This window comes from Shewanella sp. W3-18-1 (assembly GCF_000015185.1).
GTDB classification, from domain to species: Bacteria; Pseudomonadota; Gammaproteobacteria; order Enterobacterales; family Shewanellaceae; genus Shewanella; species Shewanella putrefaciens.
The window spans coordinates 3529542-3550949 of sequence record NC_008750.1 but is presented as its reverse complement, the minus strand read 5'-3'; the positions used below and the strand labels follow the sequence as shown (position 1 = coordinate 3550949).

The window sequence follows — 21408 nt, the reverse complement described above, 5'->3', positions numbered from 1 at the left end:
CAATTCGATGTAGGTCTGGGGGACGTTTGAGTAGAAAATTATTAAGATCTGGTATGATAGTCAGTGCAATGACATTGATATCCCGTGTTTTAGGTTTGATAAGAGATGTTGTAGTTGCAAACTTGATGGGAGCCGGAACCAGTGCGGATGTTTTTTTCTTCGCCAATAAAATTCCAAATTTTTTACGCCGCTTATTTGCAGAAGGTGCATTTGCACAAGCATTTGTTCCTGTTTTAACTGAATATCAGGAAAAGCATTCATCGGAGGAAACCCGTGAGTTATTGAGTAAGGTAGCGGGAACACTTGGTTTGTTAGTGACAATAGTCACCTTAGTTGGAGTAATAGCGTCACCTGTGTTATCGGCACTATTTGGTGGCGGTTGGTTCATCGCATGGCTTAACAATGAGCCTGATGGTGCGAAATTTGAACTTGCTACCGTCGTGCTTAAAATTACTTTCCCTTATTTGTGGTTTATCACTTTTACTGCCTTAGCTGGCTCAATTTTAAACACCCGAGGACGTTTTGCGGTATCGGCTTTTACGCCTGTATTTCTTAACGTGGCGATTATTGCTGCGGCTATTTTCTATGCACCAACATCGACTCAACCTGAAATCACTCTCGCTTGGGGGGTGTTTTGTGGTGGATTGATTCAGTTTTTATTTCAAATTCCCTTTCTTTTGCGAGAAAAGGCGCTTGTTAAACCTTCTTGGGGCTGGAATCACCCTGGTGTCGTTAAGATTAGAACGCTAATGATCCCTGCATTATTTGGTGTATCTGTTTCACAAATTAACCTTTTGTTTGATACCTTTATTGCTAGTTTTTTGATGACAGGCTCAATTAGTTGGCTTTATTACTCTGATCGATTGTTGGAGTTTCCGCTTGGGCTGTTTGGGATTGCGATTGGAACGGTTATTTTACCTGCACTTTCACGAAACCATGTTAATGCTGAAGGCGCTGGTTTTGGTAAAACCATGGACTGGGGAATAAAAGCGATTTTATTGCTTGGGTTGCCTGCAATGATGGGATTAATCGTATTAGCTAAGCCCATGTTGATGGTGTTGTTTATGCGCGGCGCTTTCTCTGTTCACGATGTAGAAATGGCTTCCTATAGTTTGATGGCTTACGGTAGTGGTTTACTTAGCTTTATGCTGATTAAAGTGCTGGCGCCAGGATATTACTCCCGCCAAGATACTAAGACGCCCGTACGATATGGCATTATTGCTATGATTACTAACATGGGGTTTAACCTCTTGTTTGCGGTACCTTTTGGATATGTTGGATTGGCGATTGCGACCTCCATGTCAGCATTGCTCAACGCGACATTACTATACCGAGGCTTGCATTTAGCGGGGGTATATCGAGTTTCGAAGCCAACGATGGTGTTTTTTGCTAAAGCCGTGGTCTCTACAGCCTTGATGGTGGTAGTCTTATACTACTTTTTGCCGTCACAATCCCAATGGCTAGAATGGCACCTGATTGAGCGTGGGAAGGCTTTGATGGGCTTAATCGCTTTGGGGGCTGTAACTTATCTGCTTGGGTTACTTGTGTTTGGAATTCGTCCTTGGTCAATGAAACGGGGAGCATGATTGCTGATTCTCATCGCTAGCTGTTATATAATCAGCCGATTTGCGCTTAGCAGTTGTCTAACGTTATGGAATTAATCCGCGGTATACATAACATTTTGTCATCTCACCATGGGTGTGTTTTGACTATAGGTAATTTTGACGGTGTTCATCGTGGTCACGCTCAAGTGATTACCAACTTAGTGCAGAAGGCGAAGCAATTATCGCTGCCATCGACGGTGATGACGTTTGAACCTCAACCACAAGAGTTGTTCAGCGGTGATAATGCTCCTGCTCGTTTGAGTTTATTACGTGATAAAGTCATTTTACTCGATGAGCTAGGTGTTGAGCGGTTAGTGTGTGTTAACTTTAATCGCGCTTTTGCGAGTCAACCTGCAGAGCATTTTATTGAAGAATTGTTAGTTCGTAAGCTCGGTGTCAAATATCTAGTTGTGGGTGATGATTTTTGTTTTGGCCAAGGCCGTAAAGGTAATTTTGACATGCTCATGCATGCTGGGGAGCGTTTCGGCTTTACGGTTGTGAGTACGCAGAGTTTTATTGTGGGGTCCCAGCGGGTGAGTTCCACTGCTGTGCGTGAACAATTGGCGAAGGGCAATCTTGAGCAGGCAAGACGTCTATTAGGTCATCCTTTTACACTCAGTGGTCGTGTTGCACATGGGCAAAAAATTGGCCGCACTATCGGATTTCCTACTGCGAATATTGCCTTAAAGCGCAATGTTGTGCCGGTACGCGGTGTGTTTGCGGTTAAATGTTATTGGGATAACAGCGATATTTATGAGGGCGTAGCCAATATTGGGTTTCGCCCGACAGTGAACGGTCAAGTGTGTCAGCTTGAGGTGCATCTTTTTGATTTTGAAGATGACATTTACGGCAAACATGTTGAAGTCGAGTTGGTGGCTAAACTCCGAGATGAGCAGCCTTTTGACTCATTGGATGCGCTAAAAAAACAGATTTTAAATGATGCAAATGAAGCCCGAGCTTTATTTGGTAATGATGCAGGCTGAAATTTATCAGTTTAATTAACGGTATAGGATCAATGAGCGACTATAAATTTACTTTGAATTTGCCGGAAACAGAGTTTCCGATGCGTGGTAATTTGGCAAATCGCGAGCCAGAGATGTTAGAGCGCTGGACAAAAGACGGTTTGTATCAGCAGATCCGTGATAGCCGAATTGGCCGTACTCCCTTCATTTTGCATGACGGCCCACCGTATGCAAATGGCAGTATTCATATTGGTCACTCAGTTAATAAAATCCTCAAGGACATTATTGTTAAGTCAAAAACCATGTCTGGTTTTGACGCGCCTTATGTTCCAGGTTGGGATTGCCATGGTTTACCTATTGAGCTGAAAGTTGAGCAAAAAGTGGGTAAGCCTGGTCAAAAAATCACTGCAGCAGAATTCCGTGAAGAATGCCGTAAATACGCTGCAGAGCAAGTTAACGGCCAACGTGAAGACTTTATCCGTTTAGGTGTGTTGGGTGATTGGCAAAATCCGTACTTAACGATGGATTTTTCAACAGAAGCTAATATCGTTCGTTCTTTATCGAAAGTGATTGAAAGTGGTCACTTGCATAAAGGCGTCAAACCTGTGCATTGGTGTACCGACTGTGGTTCAGCGTTAGCTGAAGCCGAAGTCGAATATGAAGATAAGACATCACCTGCTATTGATGTGGCGTTTGTCGCCGCTGACAGCAAAGCCGTTGCGGCTAAGTTTGGGGTAAGCGATTACTCGCATCCTGTCTCTATGGTCATTTGGACGACCACGCCATGGACGTTACCTGCGAACCGCGCCTTGTCTTTGAGTCCGGAGCTGGATTACAGCTTAGTCGAATTCGAAAAAGACGGTGTGACACAAGCGCTTATTTTAGCTGAAGTCTTGGTTGAATCTTGCCTGACTCGCTATAACGTAGAAAGCCATACAGTGCTTGGTACAACCAAAGGCGCCGCGCTTGAGCTTGTCTGCTTTAATCACCCGTTCTTGGATTTTGATGTGCCTGCAATTTTAGGCGATCACGTCACTACTGATGCGGGTACCGGTATCGTTCATACTGCACCGGGTCATGGCCAAGACGACTTTGTTGTTGGTCAAAAGTACGGTTTAGAAGTTGCAAACCCTGTTGGCGATAATGGTGTATATAAGCCTGATACTAAGTATTTTGCTGGGCAACATGTTTTTAAAGCTAACGATAACGTCGTCGCTTTGCTGAGAGAAAAAGGTGCCTTGCTGAATCACGTGGCTTACCGTCACAGCTACCCACATTGCTGGCGCCACAAAACACCAATTATCTTCCGCGCGACACCGCAGTGGTTCATCTCTATGGATAACCACGGCCTACGCACGCAAGCATTGAAAGAAATCGAACAAACCCAATGGATCCCTGATTGGGGCCAAAGTCGTATCGAAAAAATGGTTGAAAACCGCCCTGACTGGTGTATCTCACGCCAACGTACTTGGGGTGTGCCTATCACGCTGTTTGTGAACCGAGAAACCGAAGAGTTGCATCCTGATAGCGTGTCGTTAATGGAACGCGTGGCGAATCGTATCGAACAGCAGGGCATTCAAGCCTGGTGGGATCTTGATGCCGCTGAATTGCTGGGTGATGAGGCGGATCAATACCGTAAAGTGACTGATACTTTGGACGTTTGGTATGACTCAGGTTCAACCTTTTCATCAGTAGTTGCTGCACGCCCTGAATTCCATGGTCATGGTGTTGACTTGTATCTTGAAGGTAGCGATCAACATCGTGGTTGGTTTATGTCATCTTTGATGATATCAACTGCGATGAATGGTAAAGCTCCTTATAAACAAGTGCTTACCCACGGATTTACCGTTGATGGTAAAGGCCGTAAGATGTCAAAGTCTATCGGTAACGTGATTGCGCCGCAAACTGTCACTAACAAATTAGGCGCCGATATTCTGCGTTTATGGGTGGCAGCAACCGATTACAGCGGTGAGATGACGGTTTCTGACGAAATTTTAAATCGCAGCGCCGATGCTTACCGTCGCATTCGTAACACGGCTCGATTCCTATTAGCCAACTTAAATGGTTTTGATCCCGCTAAGGATCTAGTGGCCGTGGAAGATATGGTGGCGTTAGATCGTTGGGTTGTTCGCCGTGCCGCTGCGCTGCAACAGGAAATTATCGAAGCCTATGATCAATATAACTTCCATATAGTGACGCAAAAACTGATGCAGTTCTGCTCGGTTGAGTTAGGCAGTTTCTATCTGGACATCATTAAAGATCGTCAATATACGGCTAAGCAAGAAGGCCATGCGCGCCGTAGTTGTCAATCGGCGCTGTTCCACATTGCTGAAGCTATGGTGCGTTGGATTGCGCCAGTTCTCAGCTTCACTGCCGATGAAGTGTGGCAACTATTGCCTGGTGAGCGTGATGCTTATGTCTTTACCCAAGAATGGTATCAAGGCTTGAAATCAGTCACGTTAGCGACGGATTTGAGCGATGACTATTGGCAGCAGTTGCTGGCAGTTCGTAATGAAGTGAACAAAGTGATTGAACAAGCTCGGCGCGACAAACGTATCGGAGGTTCATTAGAAGCCGAAGTGACCTTGTTTGCGGATGCTACCTTGACTGAGCAATTAACCCATATTGGCGATGAATTAAGATTTGTGTTGTTGACCTCTGAAGCCAAAGTATTGCCTTTAGCTGATGCAACAACTGAAGCGGTTGAGACTGAGTTGGCATCACTTAAATTAGTGGTTGCTTCAAGCACAGCAGAGAAGTGTGAGCGTTGTTGGCATCATAGAGAAGAAGTTGGCAGCATCGAGGCTCACCCAACATTGTGTACTCGCTGCGTAACTAACATTGAAGGCGACGGCGAAGTTCGTCAGTTTGCATAAAGGATCTGTATGCCATTAACTTGGAAAGACAGTGGCTTACGTTGGTATTGGGTAGCTGTGTTGGTGTTTTTAGCCGATCAGCTATCTAAGCAATGGGTCTTAGCCAATTTTGATTTGTTTGAATCGGTGCAGTTATTGCCCTTTTTTAATTTTACTTACGTACGTAACTACGGTGCAGCTTTTAGCTTTTTAAGTGAAGCCGGAGGCTGGCAACGCTGGTTGTTTACGATTGTCGCAGTTGGATTCAGTACTTTACTGACGGTATGGTTGCGTAAGCAATCGGCTTCTTTGTGGAAGCTAAATCTTGCCTACACCTTAGTGATTGGTGGTGCCCTAGGCAATTTAGTCGACAGATTAATGCACGGTTTCGTGGTTGATTTTATCGATTTCTTTTGGGGTAAGAGCCACTACCCAGCATTCAATATCGCCGATTCGGCGATTTGTATTGGTGCTGTGTTGATCATTTGGGATGCATTTTTAAGCGGTAAATCAGAGCAAGATACAACCGAAGGAGTTAAGAAGTGACTATAACTCGTTCTTTATTATGTCATATGAATATTGTACTAGAGGATGGTTCAACCGCCGATAGCACTAAAGCCTCGGGTAAACCCGCTCGATTAAATGTGGGCGACGGCACTTTGAGTCCGGCATTTGAGGCACAGTTAGCCGATCTTTATGAGGGGGACAAACACAGTTTTACCCTCGAAGCGATTGATGCTTTTGGTGAATCTAATCCTGATGCTATCCATTATATGGATAGAAGCCGTTTCCCTGCGAATATGGACTTGGAAGCAGGAGTGATAGTGAGCTTTGCAGGTCCAGGCGGCAGCGAGATCCCTGGGATTGTGCGTGAAGTCGCGGGGGATTCAATTACCGTTGATCTTAATCATCCCTTAGCGGGCCGTAAGGTGACATTTGAATTGGATGTCGTAAAGGTACTATAAGATGAAACTCGATCCTACAAGCCCAAGCTTGAATATTTTACTCGCCAATCCACGTGGTTTTTGTGCTGGAGTGGATCGTGCTATCAGTATTGTCGAACGGGCGTTGGAATTGTTTTCACCGCCAATCTATGTTCGCCATGAAGTTGTGCATAACCGCTATGTCGTGCAAAATCTGAAAGATCGTGGTGCGGTTTTTGTCGAAGAGCTTGATCAAGTGCCTGATAATAATATTGTTATCTTCAGTGCCCACGGTGTATCTCAAGCGGTGAGACAAGAAGCTAAGGCGCGAGGGCTGAGAGTCTTTGATGCGACGTGCCCCTTAGTGACTAAAGTACATCTTCAGGTGACGCGTGCCAGCCGCAAAGGTATTGAGTGCATCCTGATTGGCCATGAAGGGCACCCTGAGGTCGAAGGTACTATGGGTCAATACGATAATCCTAATGGTGGAGTTTATCTGATTGAATCGCCAGCCGATGTTGAAGCTTTGGAAGTGCGTGACCCCAATAATCTCTGCTTCGTGACACAAACTACATTGTCTGTAGATGATACTTTGGACATTATTGTTGCCTTACAAAAAAGGTTTCCCTCTATTGAAGGTCCGCGAAAAGACGATATCTGTTATGCAACGCAGAATCGTCAAGATGCGGTACGTAATTTGTCTGCAGACGTTGATTTGTTGATTGTTGTTGGCTCAAAGAACAGCTCTAACTCTAATCGTTTACGCGAGCTAGCATTGAAAACAGGAACCCAGTCTTATCTGGTGGACACCGCGGATGATGTTGAGTCTAGTTGGTTTGATAATGTTACACGTGTAGCAGTGACTGCAGGCGCATCTGCTCCCGAGGTCTTAGTTCAACAAGTTGTTCAAGCTATCGCGACACTCGCCCCTAGTGTGGTCACAGAGGTTGAAGGCCGTAAAGAAGATACCGTTTTTGCGGTACCTGCTGAATTACGGTAACACTAAGTTGTTTTATTCAAATGATAAAAAGAGGCATCATGCCTCTTTTTTTTGCCCTGAATATTTGAAATTCATGTAAAGCATAATGGTAGTCGTACTTAGATATAATTGTTACTGGATAGTTACATTTTACTCATCTATTATTAACTACCGTAGTGCCTTTGTTGTAACATTAAGATTTTTAAAAGGTAAGCAGCTGAAAAGCTTGTCAAAAACATGACTAGAATCGAACGGTTTGAACAAAGTCATTTCCAACAAGGCTTCTCATTGATAGAAGTGCTTGTCGCGTTAGTGATTTTAGTCATTGGCTTAATAGGCATTTTTAATCTTCATATTATCGCCAAGCGCGGAAGTTTTGAATCATTTCAACAGACGCAAGCTTCTTATTATGCAAGTGACATTATCAATCGGATGAAGCTTAATCCAACACAACTGGCAAGTTACCATGGTGATTATGCTGGTGCTAAAACGGCGATCACGCCTGTATCCCCTGCGTGCGAGGGAGTTACTCTCTGTACGCCAGCCCAATTAGTTAATTGGGATTTGTATGAATGGCAGTCCGCTTTTTCCGGTGAGAATGAGGTCGTTGGTTCTCAGCATGTTGGTGGTTTAGATACGCCAACTGCCTGTATTCGAGTTAACGCCAATACAGTTTCTATCACTATGACATGGCGAGGGATTACTGAAACGAGTGATGGCATAGATAACGTAGATTGTGGAACCGCCAGTAAAAGACGGCGCGTTTTTACTCTGCAGACGGTGATTTAGATGGCGATAAAACGCTTTAATATAGCGATTATTCATTATCAAACTGGGCTGTCATTGGTTGAGCTTATGGTCGCTATGGTTATTGGCCTATTTTTAACCGCGGGCGTATTTACCATGTTTAGTATGTCATCTTCGAATGTGACAACCACAAGCCAATTTAATCAATTACAGGAAAATGGCCGCATAGCTTTAGCAATTCTTGAGCGTGATTTGAGCCAACTTGGCTTTATGGGTGATATGACGGGTACTGACTTTGTTCTTGGTTCCAACACCCAAGTGAATATTGCTGCCGTAGCGAATGATTGTGTTGGTGATGGTTTGAATAATGCTACCTTGCCAAATAATACACCTGCACATTTTCGACGCTTGTGGGGCTATGAGCAGGGCGTTGGTGCATCCCCTTTCGATTGCCTTAACAACGTCAATAACAATACCGATGTAGTACAAATTAAAAGGTTAATTGGTCCATCCCTTGCTGCTCCTTCTGGTAATAATATTTTTGTTGTAGCTAATGCTAGCCAAGCGATTTTTTTTACAGGTAACTCTTCTCCCACTATGACGAATGGGCGGATATGGGAGTACCAGCATCATGTGTACTTTATTAGTAATGATGCAGCTAAAACTCCAGTGTTACGTCGTAAAACCTTGACTAATTCTGGAATGAATAACGACGAGCAATTGGTTGAGGGAATTGAAAATCTCCGTATTCTCTATGGTTTTGATAATGATGGAGATGATACGCCAGATAGTTTTCTTTCTGCCGAGAATGTTAGTAATTTAATGTGGGAAAATCAGACTTTTCAGCGACTGGTTGCCTTGAAATTATTTGTATTAGTGCGATCGGTACAAGTTGATGCTAGCTACACTAACGAAACTCAGTATCAATTAGGTGACAAAACGATTGAAGCACCTAAGGATAGTTATCGGCGTAAGGTGATGTCTACGACAGTTGTATTGGAAAACCCAGTATTGATCCGTAGTTAAATGAGGTTTCTGATGAGCAAACAGCGTGGAATAGTGCTTTTTTTTGCACTGATTGTATTGATCATTATGACCGTCATTGGTGTTGCATTGGCTGTCAATTCTACGCAATCACTTCGTATGTCAGGCGCAGGTTCTGAACGAATTGAGGCAAAAGCGCTTGCTGATGGTGGTTTACAGCAGGTTATTACAAATTACCAAGGGGCACTTTTTGCTAACCTTGGCTTAGTAACTTCGGAAACTCTCTTTAATGGAACGCAGCAATTAACTCCGCTCCCACTTACTGGAGTTAGGGATGTTAGTTGTCAGCGAACAGACAGGGCGACTGGCGCTAATTTAGTGAGTTGTCGACGAGTGGAAATTAGCAGTACAACAACGTTTGGTCGAGACAATTTAGGGCAGATCACTGTTGTTGCTGGGATTGAACAGCAAGTACTAACAGGAAATTAATATCATGTTAAATAAGTGCTTAATAGGTCTTTTGACTGCATTAATTATTATGTTAGATGCAGTATATGCCGATGATACTGAACTATATCTTATTGATTCTACAGTCCGTTCAGGTAAGCGACCACAAGTGTTATTTATTTTCGATAACTCTGGCAGCATGTCGACAATTGAAGAGAATGCCGTGACGTCTTACTGTTCTGAAGCAGGTAAAGCTGCGGGGACTTGTAGTTATCCTACTGGATTTGATAATTTCCTCTCGGGTTATTCTGGTTATATCAATAATAAAGGGACCTATTGGAATGCGGGTGGTATAGATAATACTAATAATATGCCAACACCGGATAAGCCTAATGATGCTCGACGCTTCTATTTAGATAATAATAACTGTAATACAGCAGCAAAAGCATTAGTGGATAAAGGACGTTATACAGGTTATTTACGAGAGTTTAGCAGCAACCGAAATACTTGGAATAATCTAGCGGATAATAATGGATTTAATCAGAATGATATAGTGGATTGTTATGAAGATATTCTTAATGGAGACCCTGTTAATCCAGGAAAACTAAAAGGTGTAGCTTTTAAAAATGGATATCCAATAAATAATAAATCAATGTATACCACAGGGAGTGGTGAAGCAGATCGTTTGTCGAGTTTGAGTAATACTCAATTTGGTTCTGGTCAGCCTGTTACCTTATATAGTGCACATTATCTTGTTTGGCATAAATGGGCGACGACAACAGAAGAAGGTAAAAGTAGTGGTGGTGTAGGTACTCGGCTTGATGTTGCCAAAAGTGCGTTGATTTCTGCACTAGAATCGCTAGCAATTCCTATTGATGCTGGACTTGCAATTTTTAATTTAAATTACCCTAATGAGGGTGATGCTGACGGTGGTCGAATCGTTTATGATCTAACTGAGATGAACAGCATTAATAAAGTGAATCTGACTTCACTTATTAAAAATATGCCAGCAAAAACTAATACACCACTTTGCGAAACACTTTATGAAGCATATCAGTACTTTAGTGGTGGGCAAGTGACTTTTGGCAATAAAGATAAAAATGGCACAGGGAATAATAAAATTGATGGATATACTCCAAATAATCCTCCAAGTATATTAACCTCTGGGAGTTATACGACGCCATTTAAAAAATGTCCCGATACCGCTTATATTATCTATATTACCGATGGCGCGCCAACATTAGATAAATCGGCAGATACGCTTATTAATGGTTTAGTTGCAAACGCCAAAAACCAAGCTGCTAACTATGCTGCATTCTCGTTTACTAATGCTGGAAATAAGACAGAAACAAGCTACATGCCTGCACTCGCTGCTTATATGTATAACAATGATATTGTTATTGGAAATAAAGACTCTTTAGGTGTTGATAATAAACAAAATATACGGGTGTTTACTATCGGTTTTTCTGATGGTGCAGATGAGGCCGCAGCTCTGTTAGAAGAGACTGCTTTTAGGGGAGGGAATCCTCGTGGAAGTAATAATATCTCTAAGGGATATTATGTCGCTAAAAATGGGCTCGATTTAGTTTCAGCGTTAGAAGATGCTTTGAAATCAATTTTGACAATAGATTCATCTTTTACCTCGCCAAGTATTGCGAGTAATAACTTTGATAAGACTCAAACCTATAATTCAGCATATTATGCAATGTTTTTACCCGGCAATGGACCTCGATGGAGTGGTAATCTTAAAAAACTAAAAGTCAATGCGGCAGGCGAAATTGTAGGCCCTGGTGGAAATAATAAAGCAATTGATTCAAATGGTAATATTGCAAATGATGTTTGCACATATTGGAATACTTGCTCCGAATCAAATGATGGTAATAAAGTTCTTTTTGGAGGAGTCTTACCTTCGTTGAGAGCTAAGCTTAAAAATCGAACTATTTATACCAATAATGGTTCAAGTTTGATTAATTTTTCCAGTTCTTCTTTTATCTCAGGGCATTCTCAGGCGGATTTTGATTGGTTATATGGTGTGGATGTTGATGATGAAAATAACAACAACAATACATCAGACGCTAGAGAAGACGTTATGGGCGATCCACTTCACTCTAAACCCTTAGCTATCAATTATGGTAGTACAACAAATTTGGATGTACGGATTCTTGTGGGCACTAACCAAGGGTTAGTGCATATGTTTAAGGATTCAGATACAGGTAATAATGATTATAGTGTGGGTTCTGTTGAGGAGTCATGGGCATTTATTCCTAATGAACTTTGGGGCAATATTCCGCTATTAAGGCAAAATCCAGCGACCGGGGTGCATTCAATATACGGTATGGATCTATCACCTGTGGCATACACTGAAAGCGATACAACAGGTAAGCTCACTAAGGCTTGGGTGTATTTAGGTATGCGAAGTGGCGGTGCATCCTACTACGCTTTAGATATTACAGCCGCTGATGCCCCAACATTTAAATGGATGATTAACTCGGATAGCACTTCCTTTGAGGATCTAGGCCAAACATGGTCTGAACCTGTAGTGACTTACATTCCCGGAGTCAAGGACCCTATATTGATATTCGGTGGGGGAATGGCATCATCTGATGGTTCTGGTGCTGCAGTTTATATTGTTAATGCGGATACTGGTGCATTTATCACTAAATTTACTGCTGACGATATGGGGAGTGTTGTTACCAAAGTGGCAGTGCTAGACAGTGACAACGATGGTGCAACGGATCGTATATATGCCAGTGATATTACGGGTAATGTATGGCGTATTGATTTGGCTAGCACGACTCAAAGTGAATGGACTATTTTTAAATTTGCTTCCATTGCGGGTGAGTCCCCTAACAATCGAATGTTCTTTGCTGAGCCTGTCGTCGCACAAACTCAATTTAATAATGTTCATTCAGAGAGTGGTGTCTTAAGTTATCAAAAAATACCTTATGATGCGGTCACTATAGGAACAGGAAACCGCAACCATCCTTTAGATATGACGACAAACGATATGTTTTATGTCTTTCAAGATAGAAATGTTGTCACGCAAATTTTTGAAGAAAAACCTTCAGTACTAACCATTAACGATCTTTACGACGTTAGCAGTAGTTCCCCAGTTAGTGAGTCAGATAATGTTGCTTTTGGTAAAACGAGGGGCTGGTATTACGATTTTACTGCCAACGGAGAAAAAAGCTTATCTGCTTCACTTATTTTTGATGGCAAAGTTTATTTTACATCCTTTGTGCCCCCCACAAATCAAGCGGTAGATTTAGATGCCGGCGTTTGTGGTTTTTCTGGTCAAGGGCGATTATATGTATTTGATTTACATAAGGGCACTCGTACCTATAATCAGGTTTATTATGAGGTTGGTGAGCGGGTACCTGATACACCTCAAATCGTCATTCCAAAACCTGAGGACGGTGAGGAGGTTAAAGCATATATCATCGGTGTTGGTAAAGGTGAGTGTGAAAATGGTGAATGTAAAGGTACGATTGAGTTAGGTAGCGGCTTGGGCGCTAATAAAATTTACTACCATATTAATGAGTGATATTGAATGAAGATCGCCAGAGGTTTTACGCTAATAGAGTTAATGATTACCGTTGCGATAGTCGGAATTCTAGCGGCGATTGCTTATCCATCTTATATTGAATACGTTACTAAAAGTGGCCGTTCTGAAGGCGTTGCAGCAGTGATGCGAGTTGCTAACTTACAGGAACAGTATTACTTAGATAATAAGGCTTATGCTACAGATATGACTAAGTTAGGGTTATCTGCAAGCCCGTTCATCACTGAACATGGACATTATAGTCTCTCTTCTGAAGGGACGAGTAGTTTTAAAATTACGGCGACTGCGAAGGGAAGTCAGGCGAGTCGGGATTCTGTTTGTGCAACTATCACATTAACAGATATCGGTGTTAAAGGGCCATCTGAGGAGTGTTGGAAATGATTAAGCCTATTGTGCTCATATTTATTTCAGTGCCATTACTGGTAGATGCCGCTTCAATTGATATGATTCAGGATTACAAGTGCCATATCACTTTTGCTCAAAGTGAACAGATAGCTTTTTATCGTTGGGAATCGAGCAAAGCTCAACTTAATATGGCTAAGTTACCGAGCAAACAGTTGACGGATAATTTAGGGCGCAAGCATTTTATTCAAGATGTTGTTGAGTGTGTTCCTTTAGGTGATGAATTTAGTAATGAAAAAAGTCAAGAGCTAGACAAAAAAACACCAAGGTAACGTATTGATTCTATTTTATATTTGTATCAGCGTAGAGTGTAATAATTTTAAGTCGTATCATTTCACAACTATAAGAGATGTGTAGATGCCTTAATATCGCTTTTTAGCAACTTATACCTGTTTCACCATAGGCGATTAATCCACCAATATTAACGATTACTCCTTTAGCGGAAGAGGCTTTTGCATTAGCACAATAAATAATGCTGCCACCAGTGGCTAATCCATCTGTTGAGAAGGTAATTGTTTCTACAGAGGATTTCACTATATCAGAGGAGTGAAACCCTTCAATTACTCGCAAGGATTTTGTGCTATCTGCAGTTGAAAATATTCGAATTCCAGTGCTCCAATCAGTTCCTGCTTTACAACTTGACTCCGATTCATATGCACATACAGTCACAGCGTTACCATAATTGATGGCTTGGTTTCGGGCAAATACTAAGGTGTCATTGATTTTTCTGATATTATTATCAACACGTGTTGACTCATAAAGTGATATTAATGATGGTGATCCTATGCTTAATAATATTGCCGCAACGGCAATGGTCACCATCAATTCAACTAAAGTAAAACCAGTAAAATTTTTTAGCATAAGTTAATCCTCGCAAATACTTTGTTTAGTATAAGCGATAATATGGCTATTTTCAGCATATCTAACTTACTCTTCTAAATTCTATCTTTTGATATTTAAATAAATATAGTTAAATAACTAGTGATGAGCTTTATATCAATTTATGTTTGATTAGCTACAATTTATGTTGCTATCAGTGGAGAACCGGACGCGTCCAGCTTGGTTGACAATAACCGCTCTCGCATAGGGGCTGGTTGCTGATCCTGGGCAATATTTAAGTGTCGCATTTGTCCCTGATGCCAATCCATCAGGTTGAAAACGTATCGCTATACGATTGCATTTAACTATATCTTTGGAATAAAACGCATTAGTTTTAAAGAGTGTTTTTTCATCATTATCGAGTTGATTATTTTCATTAGTATCTACAAAGATGGTGAGGCCTACCTGCCAGTTTTGCGAACACTTGTCGTCAATGAGTGCACAAACAGTGATTTTCCTATTGAATGAAATTGCTTGATTCCGTGCAAGTTGGATCGTTTGTTGAATATTGCGAATACTGCTATCAACTCGATGTCTGGTATAAATATCGTTTAATGAAGGTACTCCTACTGTCAGTAAGATGGTTGAAATGGATAGGGTAGTAATAAGCTCAATCAAGCTAAAACCTTTTTGATGAGTATGCATGACATATCCTTGTCTTAATTACGCTTAGCATCCCGCGAGCGAGTTGATTAAGTGATAACTTAAGTAGTAAGTATAAAATCTGACCAGATAATCATTAAATTTTTTTTAGACTTTTATGTGCTAAAAGCGATTTTTGTAGAAACTGTGTTTTATGAGTAAAGCATGACATTCACTTCAATATTAACGTAAGCCCGTGTAAGCTAGTGCTATTCTGTTTGTTTATGTTGATGCAAGGGATGAGGAGTTTTTGATGAAAAAAGTTGAAGCCATTATTAAGCCTTTTAAATTAGATGATGTGCGTGAATCACTTGCAGAGATAGGCATTACTGGGATGACGGTGCTCGAAGTCAAAGGTTTTGGTCGTCAGAAAGGGCATACAGAGTTGTATCGTGGTGCTGAATATATGGTAGATTTTTTACCTAAGGTGAAGATTGAGTTGGTGATCCAAGATGATTTGGTTGATCAAGCTATTGATGTCATTGTTGAAACCGCTCGGACTGGCAAAATTGGGGATGGTAAGATTTTTGTCTCAGATGTTGAGCGTGTGATTCGGATACGTACGGGCGAAGAGAATGAAGAAGCCGTATAATCCATTTTAGATATTAAAGGGCCTCACGGCCCTTTTTTATACAATGAATTCGCGGTAGTTACATATGGTGCTGACTTTTCTGAAATATCTTTAATGGAAATTAGAATGGTTGCTTCACTAATGTAGTTATCTCTTATCTGTAACATGGTATAACTTAGCGACGCGAATAGGTTACGAGGTTGTCGTTGTGACTACGAAAAGAATAGTGATCGTTGGTGGTGGTGCTGCTGGTTTGGCTCTTGCATCTAAGTTAGGCCGTAAATGGGGTGGTAGTGATATCATTGATGTGTGCTTGATTGACAGAAGTCCTATCCATATATGGAAGCCTAAATTACATGAAGTGGCTGTTGGAGTAATAGATCAATCTATCGAAGGACTGCTTTATCGTGATCATGGGCTTAAAAATGGCTACCGTTATATTCGTGGTGAGATTGAGCAATGCGATCCTGATACTAAAACTATCCAATTGGCCGCGGTCTATAACGATGATGGGGAATTACTATTAGACCCACGTCCAATAGAGTATGATTTTTTGGTGCTTGCATTAGGTGGTGTTTCTAATAGCTTTAATACATTAGGTGCAGAGGAACATTGTATATTTCTCGATAGTTTAGAAAATGCCAATCTATTTCATCATAAACTACTCGATGCTTTACTGCAGTTAAATGAAACTCAAGAAAGAGTCAGTATCGGCATTGTTGGTGCTGGGGCCACGGGAGTTGAATTAGCTGCTGAGCTTCATCATGTCATTGAGTCTGTTAAAGAATATGGTTATCTTAACATATCTAAGAATCATCTTGATGTGCATCTCATTGAAGCCTCACCTAAAATTCTCCCCCAATTATCTGAACGTGTTAGCGCAAGGGCGCAGGCTGTTTTGGATAAAATTGGTATACGTTTACATATTGGTGTGCAAGTTAAAGAAGTGACCCGTGAGGGTTTTATCACCCAAGATGGCGATGTGATTGAAGCGGGTTTAAAAGTATGGGCCGCTGGTGTAAAAGGGCCTAAAGCCTTTCAAAACTTTACTAAATTACCTATTACTCCACGCAATCAAGTGGAGGTTGATGCTTGTATGCGAGTTAAAGGGCAGATAGATATTTATGCCCTAGGTGATTGTGCCTTATTAATTCAAGACTCTGGACAGCCTGTTCCTCCAAGGGCCCAAGCAGCAGCGCAAATGGCAGACACGTTATTTGATAATATTGTTAACCGGTTACAAGATAAGCCAGAAAAACCCTTTGTTTATAAAGATTATGGCTCGCTGGTTTCCTTGAGTCGGTTTTCTGCGGTGGGTAATTTAATGGGTAATCTACGTTCAGGCACTTTCTTTGTGGAAGGACATATTGCGAGAATTATGTATATTTCGCTATATCAGAGACATTTAGCAAGTTTATATGGGTGGTTTTCGGCGATAGTCTATCGAGTTGCGCAAAAGCTATTGAAATGGCAGCGACCAAAGCTTAAATTGCACTAACTGTGTGATGAACCAAATAAAACAGAGCTCGATTGGGCTCTGTTTTATTTGGTACTAGGTGATTTACGTCTTTGGTATGGTCGATGAGTCTCTTATCACAGGTTCTGGAGTGAATACTCTGGCAAACTTTGCATCTTGTTCTCGGCGATTTGCAATTAACAATTTTGTCGCCACTTGTGCTATTTCTGAGTTAGGTTGATGTACAGTGGTGAGTTTCGGCCAAGTTTGACGTGAAAATGGGCTGTCTTCAAAACCTACAATTGAAAGATCAGTCGGGATATCTAATCCTGCTAAACGAGCGGAAAAAAGTGCTCCAGCAGCAATTTCATCGTTGCAGGCGACGATAGCTGTTGGACGAGTTGCTAGCTTGATTAGCTTGTTAGCGCCTTCAACACCGGATTCAAATGAGTATTTTCCTTCAATTATGTAATCTTCATTCAAAACTAAATGGTTTTTTGTTAATGCTTGTTTATAACCAAGTAAGCGCTCTTTAGTCGATTCATGGTGTAAATCACCACTCAAAAATGCGATTTTTTTATGACCCAAATCAATTAAATGTTGGGTGATTTCAATCGCTCCGAATTTATCATTGACTAGTATAGTGAGTCCATCCTGAGATTTTTCATCTTCACCTGCAATGATGCGGACATAATTTGCATCAATATCACTCAGTGCTTTTAATACTTTTGGATCTTCGGACAGAGGAGGTGTAAGTACTAGACCTGCGAGTCTTGAATATTTCACTAGGGCAGTGAGTTCCTCGCAAATGGTGTTAGATTTAGCATTACAAGGATGTATTACAAGTTCATATCCTTTATCTTTACATGCGGACAAAATGCCATTTTGCATATCAATAATGTAGTAGGCATTGGGATTGTCGTAAATAAAACCAATCGCATAGGATTTCGTACCCGCTAGATTTCTTGCTGCGAGATTAGGCTGATAATTTAGCGCTTTAATCGCTTCATTCACTCTATCAATAGTGGCCTGTTTCACCGATGGTTCATTATTGGTTACACGCGATACTGTCTTAATAGACACACCAGCATACTTAGCTACGTCGTTGATAGTGACTTTCATTGATGTAAAAACTCTGTCTAAGGCCCCGAAAGGCTAATATTTCCATGAACGTAAATCCTTTATGAGCGATTTACAAGCTTACATTTTGTAGCCATCTTTATATTTGTGTGACTTTATAGTGCGGGCTTTTAGAAGGCTTAGCAATGCTGAATTGTTACAAATTGGCATTATTTTTAATTCTGTTACAAAGGAGTGTTGAGTCGTAAAATCACAGTAAATATTAACATTATGTTTTATAAGTAAAAACTTTTATTCAGATATGTAAGCATCCTACATTATGACATTTTTTATTGTCTTTAGTTATTTTGTTGTGGCAAGGATGTTGATTATTGTGTAATGTTTACCCAGACATGACAGCGTTGTCATTCCACTAGGAATGGTTATGAATACTAAAACGATAATAAAGTTATGGAAGGGAAACGAGATGCGACCATCTACCTTTAAGAAAAGTGTACTAGCTACAAATATTGCTATCCTATTGGGCAGTGCTGTATCTGTCAGCGCAGTTGCTGCGAATGATGCAGTTGCTGCTCCAGAAAACATCGAAAAAATTGAAGTTCGAGGAATGAGAGCTTCAATGAAGGCATCTGTTAACGATAAGCGTTTTTCTGACGCTGTTGTTGATGCTGTTACCGCTGAAGATATTGGTAAATTTCCAGATGGAGATGTGGGTGAGTCTTTAGGACGAATTCCTGGTGTTGCGGTTAATCGTCAATTTGGTCAAGGTCAACAAGTATCGATTCGTGGTGCTTCAAGCCAGTTAACCAGTACGTTATTAAATGGTCATTCTGTTGCTTCAACAGGTTGGTTTGATCAACAAAACATTGATCGTAGCTTCAATTATAGTCTACTTCCCCCTGAACTTGTGGGTGGCATTCAAGTGAATAAGTCATCTCAAGCAGATATTGCTGAAGGTGGGATTGGTGGCACAGTTACAGTTAAAACCCGCAAACCCCTCGATTTGGATGCAAACTCAGTTTTTTTAAGTGCTAAGGGGGATTATGGTAGTGTTTCTGAAGAAATTGATCCACAAACCTCAGGCTTATATAGCTGGAAAACAGAAGATGAGAAATTTGGCTTTTTAGTGGCAGGTTCGTTAGATAAAACTGAATATCAACGCAATGGTATTGAATCTCTGCTCGGTTGGGGAGAAATTGTTCCAACAACTTTCCAGCAAGATCGTGAACGTACGGCTTTAAATGCTGCATTTCAATATCGGCCAACGGATGCGCTCGAGTTTGGTCTGAATATCATGAGCCTTCAACTTGATGCAAATAATGCTAATACGTCAATTTTTTTATTTCCGACGCAGCGAGGGGAAAATACTTGCCTTAAGAAAAATGCAGCAGGTGTTTGTACCTTAGTTGAGCATACAGATAAAGACGGTTTTGCTTGGGCACAGACATGGGCTCGTAAAGCAAGTATGTCCTCTGACACTATTGATTTAGATTTTACCTATCAAGCAGATGATTACAAATTAGAAGGGCGAATTGGTAAAACTAAAGCTGAAGGTGGAACAGATCTTACATCTAACTACGGGCAATCAATCGGTAAACCTGAAGATTTTGCTGGCATTTATGATGCTACTGGAGATGTGATAAAAATCAATATTGCTAATAATTCATTTGATGCAAGTGATTTCAATGGTCAGCTAGAAACGGCAGGTTGGGCACTTAAAAAGCAACCGAATACGGATGAAGAGGCGTTTGCAACATTTGATATTACAATCCCTGTTGAATTAGGAGTCATAACGTCGATTAAATCAGGTATTAGCTATGCCGATCATGATGTGACACAAACAACAGAAGCTGCACTATCATCGAATATAATGGCTAAAGATGCATCAGCCTATTACTCTGGCACTATGTCATCAGGCGCAGGCTTTACTTTACCTAAACCCATCTTTAATAACATGATTAATGATGCTTACGCTGCTATTGATGGTTTTACTCTCGATAAATCAGGGTACGGTACACTACAAGAAAAGAATTTAGCGCTATATACCATGGCGACATTTGCGAGTGAAGGTGTTCGCGGTAACTTTGGTTTAAGATATATTTCTACAGATGTTGAATCTGATTATTATGCATTGAGTGACAGCGGGGTTTATGCTGATGTATTAAGCACAGATAAAGCTAGCTATAACGATGTATTGCCAAGCGTAAATATTGCATTTGATTTAGCTAGTGATTTAATTTTAAGAGCCTCGGCAGCTCAAGTTATTTCTCGCCCCAATTATGCTGATTTATTTGCGACTTCAAAATTACCCGGTTTTAATGATGGAACGCCTGGTAATGAAAAGAAAGTAACTGGTAATGTTAATTTACAGCCTTTTAAAGCATCGCAAGCGGATTTAAGTTTGGAGTGGTATTTCAGTGGTGAAGGTTTATTTGCGGCAACCTATTTTATTAAAGATGTAAGCTCATTTATTTCGACTAGAGAAAAGTTAAATCAAGAAATCGGTATAGAAGATCCTAATTTAGTGATTGCAGGCGGCAGTTCATGTGGTGTCGGTATTTACGATTGTTGGACAGTGAGTGAGAACTTTAATGCGACTGGTGGTTCAATCGATGGTATTGAACTCCAGTTGCAGGATTCTTTTGACAATGGTTTAGGTTATTCAGTGAATTATACTTTTGCTGATGCTTCATCGCCTGCTGAGAATTATGCAGATCGTGTAGGCGTGTTCTCAGATTCGTCTAAGCACACTGTTAACTTAGTTGGTTATTACGAGATGGATAATTTCTCTACTCGTATTGCGTATAACTGGCGTTCAGAATATATGATGCGTGAATTACCCGGGTTTTATGGCAACCGTGAACATCAAGCCTATGGAACACTAGATCTCAGTGCTAACTATAATGTGACAGATTATTTATCTGTGACCTTTGAAGTGGTTAACTTACTTGAAGAGGATAGTATCCAGAAAGGTGTTTCACCAGTGAATGCACCTAGTGTCATCAGTGAATTTAAAGATAATTACCCAGTATGGAGCTTCGATGGTGAGGCTCGTTATAAACTTGGTCTCGCATTACGCTTTTAAACAAGTTGATTTAATGTAGAAGCCTAGCATTTGCTGGGCTTTTTTTACTATGAAAAGAGTAAAGTTGGTATGTTGATTGTATTTAATGAGTAAAAAATTGGCTGTGTTAGTTCAACTAAATTAATTAGTAACAATTTAATCATAAGGGTGAGATATAAAATCTAAAGTTTAAGTATTAAATAAAATGTTTACTCAGTGGAAATCAGTTACTTTCTCCAGTTTGTAGTCAT

Annotated in this window: 18 protein-coding genes; 15 read left to right on the top strand and 3 right to left on the bottom strand. The window is 40.9% G+C overall.

All coding sequences use genetic code 11. The features are described 5' to 3' along the window. The first annotated feature begins 26 nt into the window (after positions 1 to 26). The 12 genes from murJ to SPUTW3181_RS16090 all read left to right on the top strand — a co-directional run bounded on the left by murJ (position 27) and on the right by SPUTW3181_RS16090 (position 13737). Positions 27 to 1586 (top strand): murein biosynthesis integral membrane protein MurJ, encoded by a 1560-nt coding sequence (murJ, locus tag SPUTW3181_RS16145; RefSeq protein ID WP_011790374.1) that lies wholly within the window; start codon positions 27 to 29, stop codon positions 1584 to 1586. A gap of 65 nt (positions 1587 to 1651) precedes the next feature. Continuing rightward, on the top strand, positions 1652 to 2587 hold the full coding sequence (gene ribF, locus SPUTW3181_RS16140) for a bifunctional riboflavin kinase/FAD synthetase (RefSeq protein WP_011790373.1): 936 nt from the start codon (positions 1652 to 1654) through the stop codon (positions 2585 to 2587). 32 nt (positions 2588 to 2619) lie between these two features. After that, entirely contained in the window at positions 2620 to 5442 is a 2823-nt protein-coding gene (ileS, locus tag SPUTW3181_RS16135) for an isoleucine--tRNA ligase (RefSeq protein ID WP_011790372.1), read from the top strand. A gap of 9 nt (positions 5443 to 5451) precedes the next feature. Next, entirely contained in the window at positions 5452 to 5967 is a 516-nt protein-coding gene (gene lspA / locus SPUTW3181_RS16130) for a signal peptidase II (protein ID WP_011790371.1), read from the top strand. After that, entirely contained in the window at positions 5964 to 6386 is a 423-nt protein-coding gene (fkpB, locus tag SPUTW3181_RS16125) for an FKBP-type peptidyl-prolyl cis-trans isomerase (protein WP_011790370.1), read from the top strand. Before lspA ends, fkpB begins: the two co-directional genes overlap by 4 nt. A 28-nt stretch (positions 6387 to 6414) precedes the next feature. Further along, positions 6415 to 7344: a 4-hydroxy-3-methylbut-2-enyl diphosphate reductase gene (gene ispH, locus SPUTW3181_RS16120; RefSeq protein WP_174520865.1), complete on the top strand. Its 930-nt coding sequence runs from the start codon at positions 6415 to 6417 to the stop codon at positions 7342 to 7344. Positions 7345 to 7560: 216 nt separating this feature from the next. After that, positions 7561 to 8112, top strand: a complete 552-nt coding sequence (gene pilV / locus SPUTW3181_RS16115; protein WP_011790368.1) for a type IV pilus modification protein PilV — start codon at positions 7561 to 7563, stop codon at positions 8110 to 8112. Beyond that, positions 8113 to 9096: a PilW family protein gene (locus SPUTW3181_RS16110; protein WP_011790367.1), complete on the top strand. Its 984-nt coding sequence runs from the start codon at positions 8113 to 8115 to the stop codon at positions 9094 to 9096. It abuts the gene before it with no gap. 12 nt (positions 9097 to 9108) lie between these two features. Then, the gene (locus SPUTW3181_RS16105; protein ID WP_011790366.1) at positions 9109 to 9543 is read left to right on the top strand and encodes a PilX N-terminal domain-containing pilus assembly protein; all 435 of its coding nucleotides are present in this window, start codon (positions 9109 to 9111) and stop codon (positions 9541 to 9543) included. A 4-nt stretch (positions 9544 to 9547) separates the two neighbouring features. Further along, complete coding sequence (locus SPUTW3181_RS16100) at positions 9548 to 13045, top strand: pilus assembly protein (protein WP_011790365.1); 3498 nt, start codon at positions 9548 to 9550, stop codon at positions 13043 to 13045. Positions 13046 to 13051: 6 nt separating this feature from the next. Beyond that, positions 13052 to 13444: a type IV pilin protein gene (locus tag SPUTW3181_RS16095; protein WP_011790364.1), complete on the top strand. Its 393-nt coding sequence runs from the start codon at positions 13052 to 13054 to the stop codon at positions 13442 to 13444. After that, complete coding sequence (locus tag SPUTW3181_RS16090) at positions 13441 to 13737, top strand: TapY2 family type IVa secretion system protein (protein ID WP_011790363.1); 297 nt, start codon at positions 13441 to 13443, stop codon at positions 13735 to 13737. Before SPUTW3181_RS16095 ends, SPUTW3181_RS16090 begins: the two co-directional genes overlap by 4 nt. 103 nt (positions 13738 to 13840) lie before the next feature. On the opposite strand, the gene SPUTW3181_RS16085 is transcribed toward SPUTW3181_RS16090, so the two are convergent. Further along, positions 13841 to 14326, bottom strand: a complete 486-nt coding sequence (locus tag SPUTW3181_RS16085; protein ID WP_011790362.1) for a GspH/FimT family pseudopilin — start codon at positions 14324 to 14326, stop codon at positions 13841 to 13843. A gap of 150 nt (positions 14327 to 14476) precedes the next feature. Next, a complete protein-coding gene (locus SPUTW3181_RS16080; RefSeq protein ID WP_011790361.1) occupies positions 14477 to 14989 on the bottom strand; it encodes a GspH/FimT family pseudopilin in 513 nt (170 codons plus the stop codon). 250 nt (positions 14990 to 15239) lie between these two features. Here SPUTW3181_RS16080 and glnB point away from each other — a divergent pair, with 250 nt between their 5' ends. Together glnB and SPUTW3181_RS16070 are read left to right on the top strand one after the other, a co-directional pair. After that, positions 15240 to 15578, top strand: a complete 339-nt coding sequence (gene glnB / locus SPUTW3181_RS16075; RefSeq protein WP_011790360.1) for a nitrogen regulatory protein P-II — start codon at positions 15240 to 15242, stop codon at positions 15576 to 15578. A gap of 187 nt (positions 15579 to 15765) precedes the next feature. Continuing rightward, positions 15766 to 17055 carry an NAD(P)/FAD-dependent oxidoreductase gene (locus SPUTW3181_RS16070; RefSeq protein WP_011790359.1) on the top strand — a complete coding sequence of 430 codons (1290 nt, stop codon included), beginning with the start codon at positions 15766 to 15768 and terminating at the stop codon, positions 17053 to 17055. A gap of 63 nt (positions 17056 to 17118) precedes the next feature. Here SPUTW3181_RS16070 and SPUTW3181_RS16065 read toward each other — a convergent pair whose 3' ends face one another. Continuing rightward, complete coding sequence (locus tag SPUTW3181_RS16065) at positions 17119 to 18135, bottom strand: LacI family DNA-binding transcriptional regulator (RefSeq protein WP_011790358.1); 1017 nt, start codon at positions 18133 to 18135, stop codon at positions 17119 to 17121. Positions 18136 to 18559: 424 nt separating this feature from the next. Between SPUTW3181_RS16065 and SPUTW3181_RS16060 the strand changes: the two genes are divergently transcribed. Further along, on the top strand, positions 18560 to 21178 hold the full coding sequence (locus tag SPUTW3181_RS16060) for a TonB-dependent receptor (protein WP_011790357.1): 2619 nt from the start codon (positions 18560 to 18562) through the stop codon (positions 21176 to 21178). Positions 21179 to 21408 lie beyond the last annotated feature (230 nt).

What these genes read in the sequence shown, in the direction of transcription:
- SPUTW3181_RS16065 (WP_011790358.1), bottom strand. Translation starts at nt 18,135, where the DNA reads ATGAAAGTCACTATCAACGACGTAGCTAAGTATGCTGGTGTGTCTATT.
- SPUTW3181_RS16100 (WP_011790365.1), top strand. Translation starts at nt 9,548, where the DNA reads ATGTTAAATAAGTGCTTAATAGGTCTTTTGACTGCATTAATTATTATG.
- SPUTW3181_RS16060 (WP_011790357.1), top strand. Translation starts at nt 18,560, where the DNA reads ATGCGACCATCTACCTTTAAGAAAAGTGTACTAGCTACAAATATTGCT.
- SPUTW3181_RS16095 (WP_011790364.1), top strand. Translation starts at nt 13,052, where the DNA reads ATGAAGATCGCCAGAGGTTTTACGCTAATAGAGTTAATGATTACCGTT.
- lspA (WP_011790371.1), top strand. Translation starts at nt 5,452, where the DNA reads ATGCCATTAACTTGGAAAGACAGTGGCTTACGTTGGTATTGGGTAGCT.
- SPUTW3181_RS16105 (WP_011790366.1), top strand. Translation starts at nt 9,109, where the DNA reads ATGAGCAAACAGCGTGGAATAGTGCTTTTTTTTGCACTGATTGTATTG.
- glnB (WP_011790360.1), top strand. Translation starts at nt 15,240, where the DNA reads ATGAAAAAAGTTGAAGCCATTATTAAGCCTTTTAAATTAGATGATGTG.
- SPUTW3181_RS16110 (WP_011790367.1), top strand. Translation starts at nt 8,113, where the DNA reads ATGGCGATAAAACGCTTTAATATAGCGATTATTCATTATCAAACTGGG.
- ileS (WP_011790372.1), top strand. Translation starts at nt 2,620, where the DNA reads ATGAGCGACTATAAATTTACTTTGAATTTGCCGGAAACAGAGTTTCCG.
- pilV (WP_011790368.1), top strand. Translation starts at nt 7,561, where the DNA reads ATGACTAGAATCGAACGGTTTGAACAAAGTCATTTCCAACAAGGCTTC.
- ribF (WP_011790373.1), top strand. Translation starts at nt 1,652, where the DNA reads ATGGAATTAATCCGCGGTATACATAACATTTTGTCATCTCACCATGGG.
- SPUTW3181_RS16085 (WP_011790362.1), bottom strand. Translation starts at nt 14,326, where the DNA reads ATGCTAAAAAATTTTACTGGTTTTACTTTAGTTGAATTGATGGTGACC.
- SPUTW3181_RS16080 (WP_011790361.1), bottom strand. Translation starts at nt 14,989, where the DNA reads ATGCATACTCATCAAAAAGGTTTTAGCTTGATTGAGCTTATTACTACC.
- SPUTW3181_RS16090 (WP_011790363.1), top strand. Translation starts at nt 13,441, where the DNA reads ATGATTAAGCCTATTGTGCTCATATTTATTTCAGTGCCATTACTGGTA.